This is a genomic window from Streptomyces regalis (assembly GCF_001509475.1).
Taxonomy (GTDB): Bacteria; Actinomycetota; Actinomycetes; order Streptomycetales; family Streptomycetaceae; genus Streptomyces; species Streptomyces regalis.
Genome location: NZ_LLZG01000377.1, coordinates 55312 through 77972, shown reverse-complemented (window position 1 = coordinate 77972; position 22661 = coordinate 55312). Strand labels below are relative to the sequence as shown.

The window sequence follows — 22661 nt, the reverse complement described above, 5'->3', positions numbered from 1 at the left end:
GGATGCCGCACACGCTCGGCGGTGCACGGCGCCGACTGATGCTCCTTTTGGTGCTCGCGGGTTTCGGGCAGGCGGTCTGCGTGGTCGGCTTCGCCCTCCTGGCGCATGGTGCGGCCTACCGCATCACGCACGGCCGGGAGATCGCGTCCGGCCACGACCGCAGCGCCATCTACACGCACGTCGCCGGTTACGCGCCCACCACACTGGCCGTCGGTCTCGCCACGTCGGCCTGCGCAACCGTGCTGCTCAAGGCGGCGGGCGAACCGCTCGCGGAACGGCTGGCCCAGAGCTACGTGCACAGCGTCAGAATGCGTCTCTTCGACCACGTCACCGGAAGCGAGGCGGGTGGACCGTACCGGCGCACGGTCGGCGTGACCGTGCTCCGCTTCACCGGTGATGCTTCCGCCCTTCGGCTGTGGATCAGCAAGGGTGTGGCACCGATTCTGGTGGACGGGGTGTTCGTGGCATGCGCGATCGTCCTCTTGGCCGTCATCGCGCCGGGCATCGGCGCGCTGTCGGCGGCGCTGCTCCTCCTCGCCGCGGCCGCCGTCGCACTGTTCGGGCGGCGGCTGCGCGAACGCGTACGCGAGACCAGACGGCACAACGGCAGGCTCGCCGCCTTCGTCAACGAACGGGTCACGCACACGGCCGTCATGCAGTCCCTCGGACGGGTCGAGCAGGAGCGCCGGGTCATGCGGCGGCTCAGCCGTGAGTACGGTCGCGCCATGGTGTGCCAGGCCCGGCTCACCGGAGCGATGTCGGCGACGGCCGAGGCGTGCGGCATCGGGATCCTGCTGATCGTGGTCACGGTGGCCCTGGTGGCGGGCACCACCTGGGAGGCCCTCGCCTCGCTGCTGACGGTGGCGAACTTCCTCGGTGGGCCCCTGTCGTCGCTGGTCCGGGTGCAGGAGTACTGGCAGCAGTCGCGCGTCGCGCGGTGGCGTATCTCCGAGGTCCTCGCGGCGCCGGCGCCGCTGGGCAGACGGCGCGGAGCCGAGCCGCTCGCGCCCGGGCCGGGGCAGCTGGAACTTGCCGGGCTGTGCGTGGACGGCGTCCTGGACGCATCGGCCGTCGCGCGGCCCGGGCAGCGGATCGTGCTGCAGGGGCCTGCGAGCTCGGGAAAGTCACTGCTGCTTCGTCTCATCGCGCGACTGCAGGCGCCGGACGCCGGCGCGGTACTGCTCGACGGCCAGGACCTCGCCCGGCACGACCCCGAATCGGTACGGCGGGCGATCAGGCTGACCAGCCCCGAACTGCCCTTGCTCCGTGGCAGTGTCGACACGAACCTGCGGCTCGGCGAAGCTCCGGACGCGGCCGAAGGGGCGGACGAGGAACACATCGAGGCCTTGGCCGACCTGCTGCCCGACGGTCTGCGCACCCGGGTGGGCGAAAACGGCCACGGCCTTTCCATGGCCGTGCGCTATCAGGTGGCGATCGTACGGGCGCTACGCAGCGGACCCCGGGTTCTGCTGCTGGACGAGGTCAGGTCGGAAGAAGCGCTCGGCTCCGACCTGATGGAACGTCTGCTCGAGCGGTATCCGGGCACAGTCATCTACGTCACCGACGAGCCCAAGCTCGCCGCGCGCGCGGATGTGCTCTGGCGAATCGACGACGGCAGGCTGACGGTCCATGAGCCGGTGCCGCGGATCAACGAGCCCGTGCAGCCTCAAGCAATCACAAAGGGTCGTTTCGGATTGCTCCGAAACGACCCCTGACCTGCGACTTCGAAAAGTCGGGACGACAGGATTTGAACCTGCGCCTGGTCACAGGCGCTGCCACCGCGGTGGGCCTGGCCGCGACCGCCCGCGCCATGCAACCGATCCTCGACTCCGGAGCCGTGGCCGACCGCCTTCATCACGCGCTGCCCGCGCTGATCGTCGTGGCCGGCGCGGCGGCACTCGGGCGGCTGTCCAGCGCGCTCGCCTCATACGCGGATCGCCGGCTCACCCCGCCACTGACGACCTATGCAGACACCTCACTGGTCGAGGCGGTGTGCCGAGTCGAAGCCGCGGCCTACGCCCGAGACGGCTTCGCTGACCGGCAGGAAGCCGCCGAGATGGGCGTGGTGCGCACACACGTGATGGTGAACGACGCGCAGCCATTCGTGGCCGCCCTGATCAGGATGGTGGCCGCCAGCGGAGTCCTGTCCGTATTGCACTGGGCGATGCTGCCCCTGCTCCTCCTCGCTGTCTTGCCGGCCGGAGTCGGCGCGGTTCTCACCGCTCGCGTCGACTACGAGATGCACTACGCGAACGTGTCGGACCGCAACGTGCGCCACATGATGCGCTGGTGGGCCACCGCGCCGAAGCACGGTGACGAAGTCCGCGCCAACGGCATGACCGGCTACCTGCTGTTCTGGTACCGGTCACTCTCCGAGCGCATCGACCGCCGCGTGCTGGGCGCCGCTCCACGGACCTTGCGCATCACCCTGCTGTCCTCGACGGCCGGCGGCTTCTTCCTGCTCCTGGCCTGGGCCGCACTCGCCTGGCTGGCCACCACCGGCAGGCGGAGTGATCGCCGTCGGGTGATCGTCTGTCACCGCTGGACTTCGCAGTTCGCCAGAACGAGCAGGGCCCGTAGCAGCGTGGTGGCGTGATGGACGTTCATGCGGACCTTGGTCAGAATGCGCCAGGTCTTCAGGTTCGCGAAGCCGTGTTCGGCGGCCGCGCGTTCGCGGCTGACCAGCCGGTTCGCCTCCTTCTCGGCGTCGGTGAGGCGGTGGGAGCGGGTCGCCTTGCGGCCGGTGATGATGACCGGAGCTTCGTCGGGGTCGTCGTCGAGGCCGACGAAGCCGAGGTCGGCCAGGGCGCTGAGGCCGGCCTCGCGCAGATGCCTGGTGATGTGGTCGTGGCGGGCGGCGGTGATCTCGCCGGCCCGGCCAGGGCGGGCGGCAGTTCAGCCCGCTCGGCCAGTACATCCGCCGCTCGACAGCCCACGTCAGCACGTCCACGATGACGATCCCTCCCACGGCCGAAGCCATGCGGCAAGCCGAAGCCCGCAGACAGGAACCGCGGAAGACGCCCCTGACGGACGATCACGTGCTACTGATCTCCGCTCCGACCAGCATCGGAACCCCATCTGAGCGGGGCGGCCTCCAATCTCTCGTGGGTGTAGCTCCTCTCGGCCACGTCGGTTCCCCGGCGCTGATTCCGCAGTCCGCGCGGCCCTGTGCCGGGATCCGCTCTGCCGCGCCGTCCGCCACCTGCTGCGGGATCAGCGAGTCAGGAGCGGTGCCATGAGGTCGTGGGCGAAGTCGGCGACGGGTCGTGGGTCGTGCCCGGTCAACCGGCGCACTGAGTCGGTGGTGTCGGCATTGATGCCTTCCCGGAGCAGTTGGAAGATGCCCACCACCCCCTCGGCGAGCCAGGACGGCAGGCCCGCCTCGAGCATGCAGGCCAGGGCTGCCTCGTCGGGTACAGCGACGTACTCCACCGTCCGTCCGAGGGCGGTGGAGAGCCGGCGGGCGCCCTGGGTGAAGGTGATGGCCTCGGGGCCGGTGATCAGATGGGTCTCTCCCACCCCGCTCTGCCCGGAGAGCACCGCGGCAGCGCAGGCGGCCACGTCACGTGGGTCGATCATGGCGACGCGGGCGTCGGCGGCGGGCAGGAAGATCCGTCCGGCCTGCCCGATCGTCGACAGTGAACCGAGGAGGTTCGACATCAGGAAGCTGGACCGGAGAATCACGAACGGGATCCCCGCCGAGCCCAGGCGGGCTCGATGCGGCCGTGCTGATCGGCGAACGTCTTGGCGGCGCCGACCTCGGCGCCGACCGTGGACAGCAGGACGATCTGCCGGACACCGGCCGTGGCTGCGGCCTCGATCGCGTTTGCCGCGTTCTCGACCTGCCGCGGGTCGTTGGCGCAGCTCAGGAATGCCTGCTCGGCGCCCGCGAAGGCGGCACGGAGCGATTCGGGCTCGGTGAAGTCCCCTAGCGCGAGGTCGGCGCCGGGGCCGAGTACGGCAGTGGCTCGCTCCGGGTTGCGGGCGAGCGCGCGGTGAGGGATGCCGCGCCGCCGCAGCTCACTCACCACATGTCGCCCGACGTTCCCGGTCGCGCCGGTCACCACTACGGTCGTCATCTCGTCGCGTCCTCACGCCGATTCAGGGCTGTCCACCCACGTTGTGCGGCACGACCGTCCTGAGCCCGTCAGGACACGCGCACGTTCAATCGTCAGGACGTCCGCACAGGCTGCCCCGCCGGACCGGGAGCCCTGTCCGCCGACACGATTCTGTGAAAGCCATGTTGATGGAGAACACCGAAGGCCGGGAAGGTGGGCGGCCTCGCGGCGGTGTCCGCGGCCTGCTCACCGGGTCGCGTTTCTGAGAGGTCAGTCCCGCAGGGTGAACGCGGTGTACAGGACCTTCAGGGCCACGGCGGGATGGAAGAGCACGGCGGGGGAAGCGACCATGTTCACCACGCGCACGAACCTCGACCAGACGGCCGCGTCCTTCACCGCGACACGGAAGAGCCTGGTGTTGTACCAGTGCGCGATCCTCGCCCCGAGGGGTTGACGGTCCGGATTCCACATCAGGTCCGAATTGGTGGAGAGCGTCCACGGGCCGAGCAGCAATCGACCCACCCGCCTCTGGTAGCCGCCGGCCAGCCCGTCCAGCTGCTTCTCGGATGCCCTGCGGCGGGCCAGCATTCGGTGCAGCAGTTCCGCCTCCATCGCGGCCACGGTCAGCCCCTGGCCGTAGACGGGGTTGAAGACGCAGACCGCGTCCCCGACGGCGATCAGCCGGTCCGGCCAGTTCTTGACGGCGTGATAGCGACGCCACTGGTTGTCGACGTTGGTGTAGCGACGGGTGGGCTCCTGGACCGTGCGGCGTCCGATCTGCTGGGCCAGGCGCGGGTTGTCCAGGCTGTCCGCGAACCGCAGGTAGCCCGTGTCGTCGGTTGGCGGCTGGTCCTGGAAGCCGAACAGCGAGCACGTCCACCGGTTGCGCTCCACGGCCAGCAGAACCCCGGCCCGGGGCACGCGGGGAGCGAACAGCATCTGGTAGGCGACGTAGAAGTCCGGGTGGCTCGGGTGGCCCTCCTCCGGCCGGTCGAAGTTCATCGACGTGTAGGTGACCTTCGCCTTCACGGTCCGCTTCGGGGGGACCGTGACGCCGGCCGCGCGCAGCCAGTCCTCCAGTGAGCTGGAGCGTCCGGAGGCGTCGACGACCAGATCGGCGGCCAGGTCGATCACTTCCGCGTCCTGCTGTTGGCACGTCACGCCGGTCACCCGCCCTGAGGCGTCCCGGGTCAGACCCGAGACGTGCGTGGCGGCCATCAGCGTGACCCCGGCAAGCGCGAGCACCTTCCGCCGCAGCCGACGCTCCAACTCGTCGCGGGTGAACGTCTGGATCTGCACGCCGGTCCGTCCCCGGGGTGCCAGTCCGGTCGGCAGCAGGAAGTCGATTCCCTGCCCGTAGTCGAATACCGGTGCGCCGGCTTCCCGTAGTTCCTCGCGCAGCCCCGGAAACAGCCGTTGCAGGATCTCGCCGCCCTTGGCGAGCATCGCGTGCGCGTGATAGCCCTGCGGCGCACCCGGATGGACACCGGTGTCCTCGTCCACGGCGTCCCGCTCCACGAGGACGACTTCCGCGAAGAAGTCGGCCAGCACCCGCGCGGTCACCAGCCCCGCGTAACTCCCGCCGATGACAACGGCCTTGCCCCAAGGGCGATTGGTCTTCATATCGTCTCCCACGCTTGCTGGGCAGGGCGAATCACACGGAGCAACGACGGCATCGATCATTGCGACACTGCCGGTCAACTTGTCACCGGCGAGATCATCGAGCCGCAAAGCCGCCCGCGGCCGGGTGACCGTGGTGTCCGGAGGTCCATCCGGACACCACGGATGCGCCTGAGGGGGTATCCGCAGAGCCAGGCCATCCGCTGGCAGAAACCTCTCAACTGGCAGGAGCCTCTGGTCCATCCCATCCTTTGCGCGATGCCGGCAAGAAGGGATGCGCTCTCGATGGTTCATGGCCTGGGCTGTCATCTGTCCGGCTCTGGCGAGGGCCCATAGCATCGCCTTCTTCGACCAGCGCCTCACAGGCAAACCACAGAGCCTGCTCGTACAGGTGACGTTCCTGGGCTGAATGGCGTTGCGGTCCGGGCCCCACCGGGGATGCACGGACCGCAGCACCGACGGTCAGATGCGGTCGGCGACGATCAGGAGGTAGTGGAAGCTGCCCTCCTTGTAGGCAGTGAGGAAGGGGTCCTCGATGCCGGTGGCCACCGAGGACTTCGCGCGCAGTTCCCAGTAGGGGATGGTGTCCGGGGTCAGGTCGATGACCTGGATGGGGACGAGGTTGTTGGCGGCGAGGGCTTTGAAGTACTCGCTGCGGGGGTGGATGTTGCAGGTGTAGTGCTCGTCGATCTTGCTGACGGCCTTGGAGCGCATGCCGGTGACGTCGTTGGAACACCCGGTGATGCAGACGTAGCGGCCGCCGTACTCCAGCAGGCGGGAGAACTCGGCGAAGAGTTCGAAAAGGTCGACGTACATCGTCGTCTCGTTGGTCCAGATCGCGCGGCGCGATCCGGACTCCAGGCGGGTGTCGAGCATGTTGCGGAAGTGGAAGCGGACCTTGTCGGCCACGCCCCGCTTTGCGGCCTGGTCGTTGGCGAAGGCGACCTGCTGCTCGGAGATGCTGACGCCATCGACGTGGCAGCCGAAGCGGGCGTTGGCCATGATGCTGGTGCCGCCGCGGCCGGAGCCGGCGTCCAGGAGGCGGGCGCCGGGGGTGATGTCGCCGAGGTGGTCGAGGAGTACCTCCGCCTGGGCCGTTTCCAGGCGGTGCATCTCCTCGATGATGCGCTGTTCGCGGGTGTCGGCCGGGCCTGCCAGGACGGAGGGGTCGTAGTCGCCGAGGCCGTAGTGGTGGTGGTAGAGGCCGTCGACCTCACCGAGCTTGATGTTGACCGGGTCCTTCTCGGCGTTCCAGTAGGCGGCGACGGACTTCTGGTAGTCGGTGCGCAGGACGTCGCCCATGGCGATGTCCTCCATCTGCGTCGAAATACGGGACATGAGTCGTACAGGTCCTTACTCGTGTGGATGGGATAGCGGTCGGCCGTGAACGGGCCTGTGGTCAGGCGGCGTTCGCCTCGCCGTGGTAGCGGCCACTGCTGGCGTGCCACTCCCGGTTGCCGCCGAGCCAGGCCCAGGTGCCGGCCAGGAAGCGGCGCAGTTCCGGTGAGCCGGTCAGGGCGAGGGCGGCGGCCTCGGCCTCGAAGGTGTGCATGAGTTCGTTGTGGATGTCGACCGTGCGGTCGACGGCCTCCTCCAGCGAGCAGCCGTCCTCGGCGACGATCAGTCTCGGCAGGCTGAAGTCCGTCGGGTCCTCCTTGCCCATGGAGTAGAGGTCGTTGACGATCACGCTGGCGGTGCCGGCCAGGGTGAACGCCCGGCGGACCCGGGGGTCGGCGAACTCGCCGTACGGCAGCTCGTAGCCGGCGACCGCGTCGATGAGCACCATGCACGGGATGAAGCTGTTCTCGTGCCGGTGCATCAGGAATTCCCAGACCGGCGGGGTTTGTTCCTTGGTGTGCCAGACCCCCTCCTGGCCGTAGGCGACGAACATGATGCCCAGCTCGTGGCGCAGCCGGCGCACCTGTGAGGTCGTCGCGTACGAGTGGAGGTTGCGCAGGCTGTCCCGCAGGGCCCGGCAGACCGGGTCCGCCTGGACGACCTCCTCCAACTGACCCGCGTACGCCAGTGGGAGGTTCGCCTGGTCGATCACCGAGTGAGCGATGGCAAGCCGTTGGCCGAGCAGGTCGTGCCGGGCCTCCTCCACCTCTCCGTCCACGTAGTGGTCGTCGACGGCCCACTCCGACAGCGCGCACTTGGCCGCTGCCAGCAGCCGGTCGGGGTCGTCCGACTCCGGGTGCGCGAGCATGATCAGCCGGCCGAAGTCGGCCGTGCGGATCTTGTCGAGCTGGCCGGGGTAGATCCCGATTTCCTCGGCCCATGCGACGAGGCGTTCGGTGACGGTTTCGCCGAGGGCCCGGTCGTCGCGGACGGCGGGCGGGCAGTGCAGCCGGGGTGCCGGATCCGCCGGTGCCGAGTCCCGGTGTGTTCGGGGAGCCTGCGCCGGGCGGGCCGCGGAGGTGCCGAGGCCGGTAGGGCCGGTGGGCAGGACGGGCACGGTCGGCCGGGTGGGCGACGGGGGCGGCAGAGGGAGGGTGGGTGCGGCGGCACATGCGGCGCCGCTGGTCGCGGTGCGGATTCCGGCCAGGCCCGTGCCGGAGGAGATCCGTGCCGCCGACGTACCCAGCCCGGTAGCGGCGGAGGGCAGTCGCTGGCCGTGCGACGCCTTCGCGGGCACCGGTGACCGCGGCTCGGCCGGCACACCCGCCGAGAGCAGCGCCCGCACCAGGCACGCCACGTCATCACTCGCGGCGGGTGCGGTGATCCGAGAGATCAGCGACACCGCCGTCAGCTCCCGTTCGAGCGGGCGACCTGCACGTTCTCCAGAATCCCGAGGGCATCGGGTACCAGGACGGCCGCCGAGTAGTAGTTGCTGACCAGGTAGGAGATGATCGCCTTCTCGTCGATGCCCATGAAGCGGACATTCAGGCCGGGCTCGACCTCGTCCGGGATCCCGGTCTGGTACAGGCCGATCACGCCCTGGTCGTCCTCGCCGGTGCGCATCGCGATGATCGACGAGGTGCCCTGCTTGCTGATCGGGATCTTGCCGCACGGCAGCAGCGGCACCCCGCGCCAGGCGGGCAGATGGTTGCCGTGCAGCTCCACGCCACCGAAGTAGATCCCCCGCTTGTTGCACTCACGGCCGAACGCGGCGATCGCCTTGGGGTGGGCGAGGAAGCAGCGGGTCTTGCGCCGCATGGCCAGCAGCTCGTCGAGGTCGTCCGGGGTCGGCGGGCCCGAGAAGGTGGAGATGCGCTGGTCGAAGTCGGCGTTGTGCAGCATGCCGAAGTCCTTGTTGTTGACCAGTTCGTGCTCCTGCCGCTCGCGCAGCGCCTCGATGGTCAGCCGCAGCTGCTGCTGGGTCTGGTTCATCGGCTCGTTGTAGAGGTCGGCGACCCGGCTGTGCACCCGCAGCACCGTCTGCGCCACGCTCAACTCGTACTCGCGCGGGGCGAGTTCGTAGTCAGCGAAGGTCTGCGACAGCGTGGCCTCGCCGGTGTGGCCCGAGCTCAGCGCGATCTCCGCCTCGCCGGACCTGTTCAGCTTCCGGTGGCCGTTGGAGCTGATCATGTGCACATGCGCGCGCAGCTTCTCGTGCCGCTCGGCGATCGTCTTGTACGCCGTCAGCGGCAGCGCGAGGATCGTCGTGGCGGTCACCGTACGCGCGGTGAAGTCCCACTTCTTGCCGGGCTCGGCCAGCGCCTGCCCGCCGAAGGCGTCCCCGTCGGCCAGCAGCCCGACGACCGACTCGTCGTTGTCGTAGGGGCCGTCGACGATCTTCTCCACCTTGCCGTGCGCGACCAGGTACACGTGGTCGGCCTTGCGGCCGGCCTGCACGATGACCTGGCCCGGCTCGTACTCCTTCTGCACGAACTTCTCGGCCAGCGCGCCGAGCGCGTCGTCGTCGGTGAAGCCGCGCAGCGGCGGCAGTTCACCGAGCTCGGCCGGGACGACCTGGACCTTCGCTCCGGTCTTCACGAAGGAGACCCGGCCGTCACCCAGGGTGTACGACAGCCGGCGGTTGACCCGGTAGGTCGCGCCCGGCACGTTCACCCACGGCAGCATCCGGGTCAGCCAGCGCGAGCTGATCCCCTGCATCTGGGGCTCGGACTTGGTGGTCGTGGCCAGATTGCGCGCTGCCGCGGTGCTGAGGCTCTGCTGCTCCTGCTGCTGCGCCGCCTCGGCGCCCGACGGGGCTGTCCGGGTCTCGATCGACATCACATACCTCTTCCTACTCGCACGAGCGATCGACGCGTCGACCATCAGGGTCGTCACGTTCCGTGCACATAACTACCAGTAATCAGTCACGGTGAGTAATTGACGTGAGCGGCGCACGAGGGCGCCGCTCACGCCAAAGTGCGCCCCTCGCGCCCCCTCCCGGGCCAAAAGAGCTGTTCAGAGGACACGTACGTCAGCCAGCAGGTGACACCGACAGGTCAACACAACGTGACAGGCGCAGGGGACGTAGCCGCCACCACGAACACCGCACGTCCTCACCGCAGTCACCAGTTGGAGCCCTGGCGCGTCCCACCCACGCCGTGGACGCCCAGACCGCACACGCCCGGAATGCGAGGTGCGGGCGCGCGTGTGCTCCTTGAGCAGAGCGAGGGCCGCGCAAGACCTGGCCGGGGCAGTGCCAGCAGCTGAACCAACAGGATGTGAGGCACTGTTGTGGCGGGTGTGTCGCGGTCATTGGCCCGCACCGGGCCCGACACGTTCTCCCAGCGTGAGATCGGGCAGATCGGGCGGCTGATTCCCTACCTCGGATACGACCGCCGGGGCCTGCTCGTGGACGGGGCGCCGGTGGCCCGGCAGTGGGACGGCAGATGCCCGCTGCTGCTGTACCTGCCACGCCGCGCCTGCGGGCGGTCGGAGCCGGCATCGAGATCATGACCGATCTCGAATGGCGGCTGGCCCGCCGCCTGGGCTTCACCGGTCGGCGGATCATCGCCGACAGCGTCGCCCGGTCTCCCGGTCACCTCCAGGCTGCTGGCCGCACGGGAGGTGCTGCTCGGGGTGGATGGTGCAGAAGAGCTGGAGCGTACCGAGTGGCATGCGCGGCGCCTGGGGGTGCGTCCTACGGTGGCGATCCGGGTCAATCCGCTACCCGCGGACGACTTCTTCTCCGAGCGTTCCAAGCTGGGCTCCACCCCGCACGAAGCGTACGCGCTGCTGGAGCGTGCGGCGGCCTCACCGCACCTGGACCTGGCCGGCCTCCACGCCCACCAGCTGTGCAGATGCACCTACGTCGAGCAATTCGCCGCACTCGCCGAGCGGATGGGAGACCTCGCGGCCGCGTTCGCGACCGCGCACGGAACCCGTTGAGGGTCCTCAACCTGGGCGGCGGGTTGGAGGCGCGCGACATGCTGGAGCGGGCGGGCTCTTCCTGCGAGCACTTCGCCGACGCTGCCCATGACGCACTGCGCACCGTGCCGCTACCGGCTCCTGCTGGAGCCCGGCCGGTTCGTGTTCGCCGACGCGGCGATCGTGCTGACCGACGTCATCTCCGCCTGCCACAAGGACGGCCGAGGCCGGCTGATCACCGCGATCTCCGGCAACGTCCTACGCCCCACCAGCGACCGCTCCTACCCCCCGATCCCCCTCCGTCTTCCCCGCCCCGGCCAGGCATGGCGGCAATGGCACGTGGCCGACTCGACCTGCACACCGTCCAGGCTGTGGCTCGACGCCTCGCTCCCCGCCGACACCGCCGCGCACGGCCTGGCCCTGTTGAACACCGGTGCCTACACCGCTGACCGCCTCGCCATCCAGGGTACCGATCTGCCCGACATCGGGGTCCTCCACGCCGTCCATGGGATCGACCTGGCCTGATCCGGCGGGGCCAACACCGTACGCGCAGTGCCTCGGCTCGGCGGCGGTTCCCGTCGGATGCCCCGGGCCGTCGGCAGTGGGTCAGTAATCGCCGTGATCGTCGCGGTTCCGGTACCTGTCGTACCCGTCGCCTCCGGAGCCGTCGGCCTCCTCGCGCCAATGGACGACGACGTTCCCGACGATGAAGTTGTCCGGCTGGGGTGTCGAGCCGTGCATGATCCGGATCGTGTTCCGCCCCCTCCGCAGGATGCCTTCTTCGATCGGGTCCAGCCAGGTCTCCCAGACCGGCCTTCCCGGCTGCTGACTGGCAATGTCGAATTGCGGAAGGTCCTCGCCGTTCACCAGGACGCGGTGTGTGCGGAAGTCCACCCCGTACACCTGGATCACCAGGTAGCCGTCCCCGACGGGCTCCCGGTCCACCTCGAATCGCTTCTCGGACGTCTCCTGCCCGGCATAGTGAGACGACCCAGGGTTGAAATTACTGGGGGGGCCTGCGGTCTCCGAGACGTTCGTTGAATCGGATGATGCGGAAGTCGGATCGCGTCTGCATGGCCCGGATATGACCTCTGCAACGCCGGAGCAAAAGGCAAAACCTCACGATTCACCCGTCTCCGCAGCCGAAGTCGCTCGGACGGCGGTGGACTTTGACGCAGGACCATCCGGGCTGCACGGAACCCAAGATGCCCTGGGCGTTCAGGAAGGACCCGGTGCGGACGGCCCGGGGCCGGGGCTGAACGGCGGTACCGCCTCCGCGCCGCCGGTGCCGTGTCCGTCTCGGGCCGCGGGCATCATGACGGCCGGGCGGCCGTCCTCGGCGAGTACCACGATGGCATCGTCCTCGCTCAGAGACAGCGGCGCGGTCTTGGCGGGGTTGAGGAAGATGCCGTAGGTCGGAGGTTCATCGCTGTGCCGCGCGATCCGGTAGCCGATTGCTGTCTCTCCCTGTTGCCGGGCCGCCTCGATGACTGTTGCGAAGTTCGCCGGTGTAGGTGAACACGGCGTGGAGGTGGCGGTCCTCGACGAGTTGGGTCAGCAGGAGGCTGATTATCTTGGTGCTGACGATGAAGTCGTCCGCCTTGGTGACCTGGGCGATCTCGCGGTTGGCGTCGTTCATCTCGGTGACGATCGAGTACGGACTGCCGTACCGGATGGCGATGTCACGGAGGTGAAGCAGCGTCACCAGGGTGTGGGCATCGGCCGATTCGGGGTCGATGTCGCCATCGGTCAGGACGATGATGTTGCGGTAGCCGTCCAGTCCCAGGGACTCCAGCGATGGTCGGAGGGTGGGTTCGCAGGGTTTGTAGCCCACGGTGAGGTTCTCCAAGTGCTCCTGGAGTTCGTTCTCGGGGCGTTCAGTGGCCGCGATGTCGATCAGCGATCCGGGCTCGACCAGGCAGTCCAGCAGCGTGATGATCTTTGCCGAGCGGGAGTTCCAGCCGATCATGAGTGTGCGGTCGGGTGTCGGAGGCCGGCCGGGGGCGGAGGTGATCGCCGAGCCGGCGATTGTGGGACGGGTGTCTGCCAGGCGGATGAGCAGGTCGTCCTCGGCCAGGACGAGCACCTGGTCATCGTGGACGACATCCGTGCCCGGACGGCGCGCTACCGCGCCGAAGGAATCAGCGTGTGCTGGGTGTCTCCGCACAAGAAGCCGCCGCAGTGAATCGGCGCCGTGCCCGCCGTGCGGGTGCGGGCGCCGGAAGCGGAGGAATCCTGGGTGGTCGACGACGGAGTCGCCGTGTTCAACTTCCGGGCAGCTCTCCCCTTGTCGTAGCTTGCCGCGCTATCGGAGGGTGACCCGAGTCGTCGATGACCGGTACTGGACCTTCCGGCGGGAGCTGTGGTGGACCTCGCGGCAGTCTTCCCGTGCTCAGACGGAGCACGAGCAGATGCGCCAGCGGCAGGAGAAGGCGAAGGAAGCAGCCGAAGAGCGTAAGAAGCAGCAGGAAGCCGAGGCCGAACTCCGCCGCAAGAAGTGGGAGGAAGAGGACCGGCGTCGTCGTGCGGAAGAGGCCGCTGCCCGCCGCAAGGTGCAGGAAGAAGAACGCCGCGTCCTCATGGAGAAGCTACTCCAGCACCGGGCTGAGGAGGTGGCCCGCCGGGCGCGTGAACAGGCAGAGCAGGAGGAGAAGGAGCGTCAGGCTCTGGAGATGGCGAGGGCGTGGTGGGGTCGGCTGTCCCGCGAGCAGATGGAGGAGTTGTTCGCCGCGGTGGCCGATCGGGCCTGGCATGAGGAGCAACTGCGAGTGGAGATTCCCGAGAAGCCGAGCATGGCCGCCCACTTCGCCTACGGAGTACCTCTGTACTCGCGCGACCGGTATCACTCGTTGTACGGGATCGCGCGCCCGTGCCCCGAGTCGGCTCCCTCTCACCGCAGCCGGCGCGCCACCGCGTCCTGGTCCGCAACGCCCAGGAGGTGAAGGAGTTCGACGAGACGTAGGCCGGCCGCATCACCCACTACGACCTGCCCGACCACGAGCAGCTCACCATGTACTGAGGCGAAACGCGTGGTGCTCGCTCCCGTATCCGGCCCGGGATGGCCAGTCTCGGGCTTGGGGCAGTGTCAGCGCTCCTCATCGCCGCTGAAACCGCGGTCGAAGCCCTTCAGAAGGGGATCGAGTTCGGCGGCCGCGCCGCACAGCGAGCACAGCCGCGCACCCTGCTGCTCGGCTGCGTCCAGGGCCCGTTCCCAGGTCAGCACCGGTGCTCCGGCCGGGGCCTCTTCGCAGTCGACGGCGTGGACGACGCCCCGGTCGGGGCCGCGGCCGCCGGTCTTCGCCAGTACCCAGCCGGACGGACGGCGCGGCCCCAGCGCCTGCTGGACGGAGGAGGGCGGCTCCAGGTACGTGGTGGGTACGTCGTCGTACGAGACGCCGCCGACGGGCCGCACGTGGTCGGGGGCCTGGACCCACACCGTGTACCAGGCGGGCTCCATGCTCGGGCAGCCAACCGCGAGCTGACCCGGGCCCTGAACCAGAAGGGAACCGCGCACCGCCAGGGCCTGGCCGGCCGTCCGGCTTCCGGTCGAGGTAGCCCTTGGCCGCGCAAGGCGCGCTCTGGCGGGGCGCCTCCCGCTTCGACGGCCGCCCCGAGGAGACCGACGCGACCGTGACCGATCTCGCGCAGCCCCAGCGGCCAATACTTGGCTAGCCACATGTTTGCTGTTACGTTCGTTATGTGTCCAGCCACCTAAATGGGTGGTGACACGAGAGGAGTCGTCATGAGAGCCATCCTGTTCGACCGTTTCGGAGGCACGGAAGTGCTGCACGAGGCGGACATCGAGATCCCGCAGCCCGGCCCCGGGCAGATCCGCGTCCGCGTCAAGGCGGCCGGGCTGAACGCGCTGGACGGCAAGATCCGCTCCGGGGCACTGGAGGCCGTGTTCCCCACGCCGCTCCCCTCCGTCCCCGGTCACGAGCTCGCCGGTGTGGTGGACGCCCTGGGTGAGGGCGTGCGGGACATGCAGGTGGGCGACGAGGTGCTGGGCTGGTCGGACACCGGCTCGTACGCCCAGTACGCGCTGGCCACCACCGTGGCCCCCAAGCCCGCCGGCCTCGACTGGCAGCACGCGGCCGCGCTGCCGGTGGCGGGCGCGACGGCCGAGCGGGTCCTGGACCTGCTCGGCGTCGTCGCCGGGGAGACCGTACTGATGCACGGCGCGGCCGGAGCGGTCGGCACCCTGGCGGTCCAGCTGGCCACGGCCCGCGGAGCGCGTGTCATCGGCACCGCCGGCCCCGCCAACCAGGACTACCTCACCTCGCTCGGTGCCACCGCGACCCTCTACGGCGAGGGCCTGGTCGAGCGGGTCCGGGCGCTCGCCCCCGACGGCGTGGACGCGGTGTTCGACCTGGCCGGGAAGGGAGCCCTGGAGGACTCCATCACCCTGCGGGGCGGCACCGAGCGCATCGTCACCATCGCCGACTTCCGCGCACACCAGCTCGGCATCACCTTCTCCAGCAGTCCCCGGGAACGCTCCGCCGCCGGTCTGGCCGCGCTGGCCCAGGACGCCGCGACCGGCAAGGTCGTCACCACCGTCACCGCCTACCCGCTCGACCAGGCCGCCACGGCCCAGCAGGTCAGCGACGCCGGGCATGTCCGGGGCAAGCTCGTCCTCACCCTCGACTGATCACGCCGCCACTTCTTCCGCCACGCCCTCCCGCTTTACCGATCACCACCTGTTCATCACCGCACGAAGGACCCTTCATGCTGAACTCCCTGTGGACCCCGACCACCGTCGGTGCCCTCTCCCTCCCGCACCGCCTGGTCATGGCCCCCATGACCCGTGACCGCTCCACCCCTGAAGGCGTACCGACCGAGCTGAACGCCGAGTACTACGCCCAGCGGGCCTCGCACGCGCTCATCATCACCGAGGGAACCCAGCCCTCCGCCGACGGCCAGGGCTACCTCCTCACCCCCGGCATCCACAACGACGAGCAGATCGCCGGGTGGCGCAAGGTCACCGACGCCGTGCACGCGGCCGACGGACGGATCGTCATCCAGCTGATGCACACCGGACGCATCGCCCACCCCGACAACACCCCCCACGGCCGCCAGCCGGTCGCCCCCTCGGCAATCCGCCCACAGGGCGCGATGTTCACCGCGTCCGGGCCCCAGGAGATGCCGACCCCCCGTGCGCTGTCGACGCAGGAGGTCGCGGCGACCGTCGACGACTTCCGCCGCGCCGCAGCGGCCGCCGTCGCGGCAGGCGCCGACGGCGTGGAGATCCACGCCGCCAACGGCTACCTGGTGCACCAGTTCCTGTCCGACAACACCAACCAGCGCACCGATAGCTACGGCGGCTCGATCGAGGGCCGCATCCGCTTCGCCGTCGAGGTCGCCGCTGCCGTGGCCGACGAGATCGGCGCCGACCGCACCGGCCTGCGCATCTCCCCCGGCAACCCCTACAACGACATCACCGAGTCCGACACCGCCGAGCTGTATCCGGCTCTCATGCGCGCCCTCAGCCCACTCGGCCTCGTCTACCTCCACGTGATGCACGCGGGCGACGAGGAGCTGCTGGGCACCCTGCGCACGCTGTGGCCGACCACGCTGATCCTCAACCGGGCCGACACCGATATGCCCACCCGCGCCAAGGACATCGACCACGGCACGGCCGACCTCGTTTCCGTCGGCGCCCTCGCGCTCGCCAACCCGGACCTGGTCGAGCGGCTACGCTCGGACGCGCCGCTGAACACCCCCGACCCGGCGACCTTCTACGGCGGCGGAGTGGCCGGCTACACCGACTACCCCACCTACACCGTCTGAGGAACCGAACCATGCCCGCCCCCACACCCCGCACCCTCAGCACGGCCAGCGAGGGGCCGATGAGCTACGCGATCTTCCAGCTCGCCCGCGCTCACCGCGCCTACGCCGCCGCCATGCTCCGCGAGATGGACCTGCATCCCGGACAGGAACTGCTGCTCATGCAACTCTTGGACCGGGACGGCCAGACCCAGTCCGAGCTGCTCGACAGCGTCGGCCTGGACCACTCCACCGTCTCCAAGTCCCTACGCCGCATGCAGGACGCCGGCCTGCTCAGCCGTGAGCCGGCGGCACATGACCGGCGCGTCATGGTCGTCCACCTCACCGACAAGGGCCGGGCGATGCGCGAGCCCCTGGCAGCCATGTGGCGGGCCCTGGAGGAGACCTCCGCGCGAAACCTGTCGGCGCAGCAGGCAGAGTCCTTCGTCCGCACCGCCTACGCCATCGCCGACGCGATCAACAGCCGCGCTCTTCCGCAGGAAGAGTCCGAGTAACTCACCTCGGCGTGCACCCCGGTTCCCGCCTGGAGTGCGAATCGTTTCCGGCGTTCCTGCGAAGTGGACAGAGCTGCAGAGCACTCGGCTCACGAAGGCCCGTGCTGAACGGATCCAGGCTCCCCAACTGTCGGAAGCCCGGTGACCCGAGCCAGCCGATGTGGCGGGACCCCCGCTCACCCCCGTACGTCAGAGAGAACGGGGATGAGCGGGGCCTCAGCGTCAGGGGCAAGCGCGAGCCGTCCCGGTGCAGGCAGCAACACCTCTCCCACGGGGATGTCGAGCCCTTCCCCGTCGTCGGTCGGCCGCACATCGAGGACGGCCGCATCACCCGCGTCCGGGTCACCGTCGACCTCCACAAGCTCCTGCAGGCCGGCGACGACCCGCGCCGCGAATCCGCCCATCACAGGCCCGCCTCTTGAGCAACCCGGGCCGACGGCGCCCACGTCGGCGGCCACCTGATCCCCCCCACTCCTGACCTGATGGAAAGTGAGACCCCCGTGACCACCACCCTCCCCGTCCTCGTCGTCGGCGCGACCGGCTCCCTCGGCGGCAAGGTCGTCGACGAACTGCTCAAGCGCGGTAAGAACGTCCGCGCCCTGGTCCGGGCGACCACCGACGCGAGCAGGCTCGAAAAGCGGGGTGTCGAGATCGCCCGCGGCGACATGCTCGACCTCGGCTCGCTCGTCGCCGCCATGAACGGCGCCGATGCCGTCATCACCACCGCTGCCGGCTACACCCGCGGTGGCAAGAACGCGCACGAAATCGACACCGTCGGCAACGCCAACCTCGCCGAGGCCGCCCTGTTCCGCACTTCTGGCACAAGAAGGTCGCCGAGGACAAGCTCGAGCAGCTCGGCGTCCCGTTCGTCGCACTGCGCCCGGGAGCCTTCCTCGACCAGATCGCGAGCGTGGCGGGCGACCCGATCGACAAGGGCCGCCTGATGTGGATCGGCAAGACCACCGTCCCGCTGACCTTCGTCCACACCTCCGATCTCGCGGCCTACCTGGCGGCCGCCGTCGACGCCGAGGCCGACAACGGTGAGCGCATCGACATCGGCTGGGACCGTCCGGTCAGCATGCGCGAGATGGCCGACCTGATGGGCAACCGAGCCGGAAAGAAGATCAAGGTGTGGGCCGTCCCTTCCGCCGTCGCCCGCGCCGCAGGAGCCGTCGCCGGCCGCTTCATGCCCCTGGTCAAGGACATGGCCGCGATGTTCGGCTGGTTCGACAGCGGCCGCTACGTCGCCGACCCTCACCGCCAGGAGCAGCTGTTCGGCCCCGTCCCCACAGTCGAGGACGCCCTCGCCCGGTACACCGACGAGCTGGGCACGGCGCAGCACCGGTGACGGGCCCGCATCCCGGTCCCGCCACCCGGGCGGGGGCCAACCGATGGGTGAAAGACCGCTGTGCCAGATCACCACACGTTCCCACCGCCCCCCGGATTGGGACCTGCCCGGCCCGGCTGCAGCCGGGCTTCACCTGAACTGGCTATACCACGACACCTGTTGCACCTGTCAGCGTCAACGGAACCGGCGCTGAGCTGCATGGAGCCCTATCGGCCAGCCTCGCGCCACAGTCGCTCCCCTGGAGAAGTCGGGAACTGACCCGGGCGCTGAACCAGGCCCGCTGAGTTTGAACTTAAGGAACAGACGGCTATCCCAGCCAAGCGCCGTGGAGTGGGGCGGCGTGCACCGCGCCGTTCCGCACTGTCCGTAAGTGCTCCGTCGGGTATCTCACGGCGACACTTGAGGGCGAGGCCCTCGCCTCCGCCAGCCTGCGAAGTTCGGTGCGTACACGTAAACCTGACCCTGAAGTAGAGATCCCTGGGATCATCATCAAGGCGCAGGACGAACTGCGTGAAGGTGCGAGCGTTGCAGGGGGACCGGCGGGTAATGGAACCGGCAGTGGTGTCGCTGTTCATCAGTAGCGGTGCCGCAGTCATGGCGGGCGGCAGCTTCGCCACGGCCGTGGCCACCTACCGGCGTGGTCGTCCGAGGGTGGAACTTCAAGCCATGTCCGGGCTTCCCAAGGAGGGACTCAAGGTCTATCCGGGCATGCCCGCGATGGCAGTCCGCAACCAGACGCACGTGCAGGCGGTGAACCGCAGTTCGGTGGCTGTACAGGTGGAGAGCCTCAAGGTCGAGATGGTGTCCTGGCGGAACTGGAAGAAGCGGCTGCGGAAGCTCAAGTCTCCGGGCTTCAGAGAGGTCGACGACCTGAAGCTCTTCGCTGAGAGCAGCTCTGCGATGCCGATGAAACTGGAGCCGTACGAAACCGGACGCTGGTCCTTCGGCCGCTACTTCGGACGGGAGATCTCGTCAGCCCCGCCAGGGAAGGGCCGAATGCGTGTCGTGGCTCATCTGTCGGACGGAACCACAGCCTGCAGCAACTGGCTGTCCTTCGAACGCATGCGGGCCGACGAGGCCAAGTTGCTCAGCCAATTCAGCATTCGGGACGGTCTGGTTGGTGGCCCCCAGGATGAGCAACTCACCCTGTTCGAGGAGTGACCCCGCGTACGGACAGGAGGGAAACCCTTGCCGTCTCGAGGGAGACGGCGTAGACCACGCCATGCTCGCAGAGCCGGTCCGGGAACTTCTCGGCGAACGGTTTCCATCCGGTTGGTCCGCCCATCGCCGCAGTGATGACCACCAACGCCTCGTCAGCCTCGCCGAGTTCGAGCAGCGCCCGCGAGAACACCGACGTCCAACTGGGCTTCGCCGGCCTCTGCCTCGGCAACCTTTCCGGCGGTGTGGGGCAGCTGACCGCGTGCAGCCGATCGGCCTCATCCGCCTCGGCCAGCCCGTACCCCTTGCCCTTCACCGTGACCACGTTCACGATCCCCGGCCGGTCCAGCGCCCTGGCCCTGCACAGCGCGTCCGCCCGAGGAGGAAGTGAGCGCTCCGCTACAGGCGCGGGGTGGGCGCGATCCCGGCATCCGCGGTGGTGACCATCACCGAGCACAGCGTGCCCGGCCGGGCTCAGGGCATCGCCACGGGCCCGGACGGCAACGTCCGGTTCACCCAGCCCCAGGACGTCCAGATCGGGAGGATCACCCCTGCCGGGGTGGTCACGGAGGACGAGGTGCCGGCCGGGAACTCCACTCCAGTCGGGATTGCCGCCGGTGCGGACGGCAATCTGTGGTTCACCGCTGAGAACCTCAACATGATCGTGAACATGAGCACCACGGGTGCGGTGAAGTACTTCAAGGTGCCCACCGGCGGCGCCAAGCCCTTCGACATCACCCCCGGTCCGGACGGCAACATGTGGTTCACCGAATACAACAGCCACAAGATCGGGAAGATCACCGCGGCCGGGGCCATCACCGAGTACCCGGTGCCCACCGCGGGCTCGCGCCCGGACCAGATCACCACCGGCCCCGACGGCAGGATGTGGTTCACCCACTTCAGCACCAACAAGATCGGCAAGGCCACCACCAGCAGTTTCGTCGACGAGGTCAGCGAGACAGTCCAGCTGCCCCGGACGTCGCGTCGCTTCTTCGATCCGCCCGACAGGGATCAGGCCGTCGAGGACGTCGACGACGAACTGGGACGCGGGGCATGGCTTCGAACTCGTCTCGTGAGTCGTCGTTCAGCACCGTGTGCGTATCAGGTGACGGATGCTCAGCGATGGCTGGGCCCGCCGGTCAGTCGATGCCTTCGATGATGCGGAAGTCGCGCTCGAAGCCGCCGGGGAGGGCCACCAGCGCCTTCTGGTATGCCTCGCTCTCGTATGCCGCGACGGCCTGTTCAAAGCTGTCGAACTCGATCAGAACGACGCGTTGCGTGATTCCGGCCTCGTGGGCGACGATTCGACCGCCACGGGACGGGATCCGGGACAGGACGCGCCCGCCCCCAGCCTGGACAGCCGGACCGGCCAGCATGTCGTAGGCAGCCAGCCTCTCAGGGTCGGAAATGGCGGGGTAGACACTGACCCAGTAGCCCTTAGCCATGGAAACCTCCTGTGTTGGGCCGGACACGTTCGACTTCGAATTGACACTCAGATCGATCGATCCCGGCGACGGGTACTGCGGTCAGTTGAATCGTCATATGCGCAGGTTAGGGCTTGATGTGCGGTCGAGGGAAAGACCGGTACGGGATAGACTCAGAACGGATCGTTATCAATCGGCAGGGAGGGCACGTGGCGCCGGATACGGTGAGCCTGCGGTACTTCCTGGTGCTGGCACAGGAGTTGAACTTCACCCGCGCGGCCGCACGGATCGGTATCGCACAGCCCGCACTCAGCGCCCGGATGCGCCGATTGGAGGCGGAACTCGGTACGGCCCTGCTGGTCCGCAACACGCGTAGCGTCGTATTGACCACGGCCGGTGCGGCTTTGGCGGAGTCCGCGCCGCCCGCGCTGGCGGCGCTGGACCGGGCATGGGACACCGCCCGGAGCGCGGCGGCCGGTGAACTGGGCACGCTGCGCATCGGATACAGCCTCAGCACCGGGGCCGAGACGGCACCGGCCCTGGTAGACAGGCTGATTCGCGACAACAGCGGACTCGAGGTCGGCGCGGTCCCGATGGCGACACCGGAGATCTCCCCCGCGGTCGCCGACGGCCGCATCGATGCCGGGATCACCCGCGGTGAACAGCCGGGCCGTGGCGTGCGCCGGTTCCTGCTGCGGCGTGCGCGCATCGGGGTCCAGCTGGCGCAGCACCATCCGCTGGCCGAACACCCGGAGATCGAGATCGCCGACGCGGCCGCGTATCCGCTGCGACTCCCGGACCGTGCGGCCAACCCCGTGATCCACGATCAGCTGTCCGCACTGTTCCGAGACACCCGACCACACCCCCGATTCCACACGCCCGCAGTCTCTTTCGACATGTCTCAGCGTGACCTGCGCGACGGGGTCACCCTCGCCCCGGCCGGAGAAGCCGCGGCCACGGCACAACCGGCCGGTCTCACCTGGCGACCACTGCGAGGCGCGCCCAGCCTGACGATCCACCTGGTCCTACCACGCGAGCAGTCACCACTACACCGCCGCATCCGTGCCGTCGCCAAAACCCTGGCGCACGAGCTGCACTGGCTGCCGGACTGACGCGCAAGCGGTCAAGCGAGACGGGCGCCTGCGGTGGCGAGGCCGAAGACCCTGCGCCCGGCGGACTGCGCGGTGATGACGACGGCGGTCTTGCTGAATGTCCGACACGACCTCGCTACGCCGGCGGATCAGCATCCGATGATGGCCCCGGGTCCGGTCCGAGTCGTACACCGCGGCGACATCCTCGCCCAGCCCGAGATCTCGGCGGATACCGCGCCTTCGCCGACGCCGAACCGGACAAGCACGGGTAACCGGCGGGAACGCCCGCCGTCAACGGCGTCCATGACGTCGGTCAATGCTTAACGCCAACCACTGTTCCATTGCTCCCCGAGGCCGGAAATGGCCACGCTCCTGAGACAGAAGCATGGCCATCGGGCCGGCATGGGCAGGTCTCTGCCGGA

The 22661-nt window shown here is 69.0% G+C and carries 25 protein-coding genes and 2 pseudogenes; 14 read left to right on the top strand and 13 right to left on the bottom strand.

All coding sequences use genetic code 11. The features are described 5' to 3' along the window. Positions 1–2 precede the first annotated feature (2 nt). Positions 3–1715: an ATP-binding cassette domain-containing protein gene (locus ADL12_RS37750; RefSeq protein ID WP_208614698.1), complete on the top strand. Its 1713-nt coding sequence runs from the start codon at positions 3–5 to the stop codon at positions 1713–1715. Then, a pseudogene (locus ADL12_RS37745) lies at positions 1712–2506 on the top strand (ABC transporter ATP-binding protein); the annotation flags it as partial. The gene ADL12_RS37750 and the pseudogene ADL12_RS37745, both read left to right, overlap by 4 nt. A 29-nt stretch (positions 2507–2535) precedes the next feature. Here the strand turns inward: ADL12_RS37745 and ADL12_RS51545 are convergent. The 7 genes from ADL12_RS51545 to ADL12_RS37715 all read right to left on the bottom strand — a co-directional run bounded on the left by ADL12_RS51545 (position 2536) and on the right by ADL12_RS37715 (position 9854). Continuing rightward, on the bottom strand, positions 2536–2829 hold the full coding sequence (locus ADL12_RS51545; RefSeq protein WP_244188191.1) for a transposase family protein: 294 nt from the start codon (positions 2827–2829) through the stop codon (positions 2536–2538). A gap of 384 nt (positions 2830–3213) precedes the next feature. After that, positions 3214–3684, bottom strand: a complete 471-nt coding sequence (locus ADL12_RS37740) for a Rossmann-fold NAD(P)-binding domain-containing protein (RefSeq protein ID WP_062711352.1) — start codon at positions 3682–3684, stop codon at positions 3214–3216. Next, positions 3681–4079: an SDR family oxidoreductase gene (locus ADL12_RS37735; protein WP_062711349.1), complete on the bottom strand. Its 399-nt coding sequence runs from the start codon at positions 4077–4079 to the stop codon at positions 3681–3683. The genes ADL12_RS37740 and ADL12_RS37735 overlap by 4 nt, the downstream gene beginning before the upstream one ends. Positions 4080–4328: 249 nt before the next feature. Beyond that, positions 4329–5681, bottom strand: a complete 1353-nt coding sequence (locus ADL12_RS37730; RefSeq protein ID WP_062711347.1) for an FAD-dependent oxidoreductase — start codon at positions 5679–5681, stop codon at positions 4329–4331. Positions 5682–6140: 459 nt separating this feature from the next. After that, on the bottom strand, positions 6141–7016 hold the full coding sequence (locus ADL12_RS37725; RefSeq protein ID WP_244188188.1) for a geranyl diphosphate 2-C-methyltransferase: 876 nt from the start codon (positions 7014–7016) through the stop codon (positions 6141–6143). A 61-nt stretch (positions 7017–7077) separates the two neighbouring features. Next, positions 7078–8418: a family 2 encapsulin nanocompartment cargo protein terpene cyclase gene (locus ADL12_RS37720; RefSeq protein ID WP_062711342.1), complete on the bottom strand. Its 1341-nt coding sequence runs from the start codon at positions 8416–8418 to the stop codon at positions 7078–7080. A 5-nt stretch (positions 8419–8423) separates the two neighbouring features. Beyond that, positions 8424–9854, bottom strand: a complete 1431-nt coding sequence (locus tag ADL12_RS37715; RefSeq protein ID WP_062711339.1) for a family 2B encapsulin nanocompartment shell protein — start codon at positions 9852–9854, stop codon at positions 8424–8426. A gap of 462 nt (positions 9855–10316) precedes the next feature. On the opposite strand from ADL12_RS37715, the gene ADL12_RS37710 reads away from it, so the two are divergent. The 3 genes from ADL12_RS37710 (at position 10317) to ADL12_RS37700 (ending at position 11465) form a co-directional block, all read left to right on the top strand. Further along, entirely contained in the window at positions 10317–10529 is a 213-nt protein-coding gene (locus ADL12_RS37710; RefSeq protein WP_159053406.1) for a hypothetical protein, read from the top strand. 123 nt (positions 10530–10652) lie between these two features. Further along, positions 10653–10961, top strand: coding sequence for a hypothetical protein (locus ADL12_RS37705; protein ID WP_159053405.1), 309 nt, complete (start codon positions 10653–10655; stop codon positions 10959–10961). A gap of 87 nt (positions 10962–11048) precedes the next feature. After that, positions 11049–11465, top strand: coding sequence for a type III PLP-dependent enzyme domain-containing protein (locus tag ADL12_RS37700; RefSeq protein ID WP_062711330.1), 417 nt, complete (start codon positions 11049–11051; stop codon positions 11463–11465). 81 nt (positions 11466–11546) lie between these two features. On the opposite strand, the gene ADL12_RS37695 is transcribed toward ADL12_RS37700, so the two are convergent. Next, positions 11547–12026: a DUF7383 domain-containing protein gene (locus ADL12_RS37695; protein WP_425265189.1), complete on the bottom strand. Its 480-nt coding sequence runs from the start codon at positions 12024–12026 to the stop codon at positions 11547–11549. Between the two features lie 337 nt (positions 12027–12363). Beyond that, positions 12364–13026 (bottom strand): hypothetical protein, encoded by a 663-nt coding sequence (locus tag ADL12_RS37690; RefSeq protein ID WP_062711324.1) that lies wholly within the window; start codon positions 13024–13026, stop codon positions 12364–12366. 229 nt (positions 13027–13255) lie between these two features. Here ADL12_RS37690 and ADL12_RS37685 point away from each other — a divergent pair, with 229 nt between their 5' ends. Continuing rightward, positions 13256–13882 (top strand): hypothetical protein, encoded by a 627-nt coding sequence (locus ADL12_RS37685; protein ID WP_062711321.1) that lies wholly within the window; start codon positions 13256–13258, stop codon positions 13880–13882. Positions 13883–14025: 143 nt separating this feature from the next. Here the strand turns inward: ADL12_RS37685 and ADL12_RS37680 are convergent, their stop codons facing one another. Then, positions 14026–14454 carry a DUF6233 domain-containing protein gene (locus ADL12_RS37680; RefSeq protein ID WP_425265188.1) on the bottom strand — a complete coding sequence of 143 codons (429 nt, stop codon included), beginning with the start codon at positions 14452–14454 and terminating at the stop codon, positions 14026–14028. A 228-nt stretch (positions 14455–14682) separates the two neighbouring features. Between ADL12_RS37680 and ADL12_RS37675 the strand changes: the two genes are divergently transcribed. The 3 genes from ADL12_RS37675 (at position 14683) to ADL12_RS37665 (ending at position 17218) form a co-directional block, all read left to right on the top strand. Further along, positions 14683–15588, top strand: coding sequence for an NADP-dependent oxidoreductase (locus ADL12_RS37675; protein ID WP_062711318.1), 906 nt, complete (start codon positions 14683–14685; stop codon positions 15586–15588). 77 nt (positions 15589–15665) lie between these two features. Further along, the gene (locus tag ADL12_RS37670) at positions 15666–16727 is read left to right on the top strand and encodes an alkene reductase (protein WP_062711315.1); all 1062 of its coding nucleotides are present in this window, start codon (positions 15666–15668) and stop codon (positions 16725–16727) included. An 11-nt stretch (positions 16728–16738) separates the two neighbouring features. Further along, positions 16739–17218 carry a MarR family winged helix-turn-helix transcriptional regulator gene (locus ADL12_RS37665; RefSeq protein ID WP_062711312.1) on the top strand — a complete coding sequence of 160 codons (480 nt, stop codon included), beginning with the start codon at positions 16739–16741 and terminating at the stop codon, positions 17216–17218. 176 nt (positions 17219–17394) lie between these two features. Here the strand turns inward: ADL12_RS37665 and ADL12_RS54475 are convergent, their stop codons facing one another. Further along, positions 17395–17676 (bottom strand): hypothetical protein, encoded by a 282-nt coding sequence (locus ADL12_RS54475; RefSeq protein ID WP_159053404.1) that lies wholly within the window; start codon positions 17674–17676, stop codon positions 17395–17397. Between the two features lie 24 nt (positions 17677–17700). Between ADL12_RS54475 and ADL12_RS55780 the strand changes: the two genes are divergently transcribed. The 3 genes and pseudogenes from ADL12_RS55780 (at position 17701) to ADL12_RS37650 (ending at position 19727) form a co-directional block, all read left to right on the top strand. After that, complete coding sequence (locus ADL12_RS55780; protein WP_482262725.1) at positions 17701–18162, top strand: NmrA family NAD(P)-binding protein; 462 nt, start codon at positions 17701–17703, stop codon at positions 18160–18162. Then, a pseudogene (locus ADL12_RS55775) lies at positions 18084–18566 on the top strand (SDR family oxidoreductase); the annotation flags it as partial. The gene ADL12_RS55780 and the pseudogene ADL12_RS55775, both read left to right, overlap by 79 nt. Positions 18567–19127: 561 nt before the next feature. Beyond that, on the top strand, positions 19128–19727 hold the full coding sequence (locus tag ADL12_RS37650; RefSeq protein WP_159053403.1) for a hypothetical protein: 600 nt from the start codon (positions 19128–19130) through the stop codon (positions 19725–19727). Here ADL12_RS37650 and ADL12_RS37645 read toward each other — a convergent pair. Further along, the gene (locus tag ADL12_RS37645) at positions 19708–20049 is read right to left on the bottom strand and encodes a hypothetical protein (RefSeq protein WP_159053402.1); all 342 of its coding nucleotides are present in this window, start codon (positions 20047–20049) and stop codon (positions 19708–19710) included. The genes ADL12_RS37650 and ADL12_RS37645 overlap by 20 nt on opposite strands. A gap of 87 nt (positions 20050–20136) precedes the next feature. Here ADL12_RS37645 and ADL12_RS37640 point away from each other — a divergent pair, with 87 nt between their 5' ends. Then, on the top strand, positions 20137–20883 hold the full coding sequence (locus tag ADL12_RS37640; protein ID WP_062711300.1) for a Vgb family protein: 747 nt from the start codon (positions 20137–20139) through the stop codon (positions 20881–20883). Here ADL12_RS37640 and ADL12_RS37635 read toward each other — a convergent pair. Continuing rightward, the gene (locus ADL12_RS37635; protein ID WP_062711297.1) at positions 20864–21169 is read right to left on the bottom strand and encodes a DUF1330 domain-containing protein; all 306 of its coding nucleotides are present in this window, start codon (positions 21167–21169) and stop codon (positions 20864–20866) included. The genes ADL12_RS37640 and ADL12_RS37635 overlap by 20 nt on opposite strands. Positions 21170–21357: 188 nt before the next feature. On the opposite strand from ADL12_RS37635, the gene ADL12_RS37630 reads away from it, so the two are divergent. Beyond that, a complete protein-coding gene (locus ADL12_RS37630) occupies positions 21358–22260 on the top strand; it encodes a LysR family transcriptional regulator (protein WP_062711293.1) in 903 nt (300 codons plus the stop codon). Positions 22261–22661 lie beyond the last annotated feature (401 nt).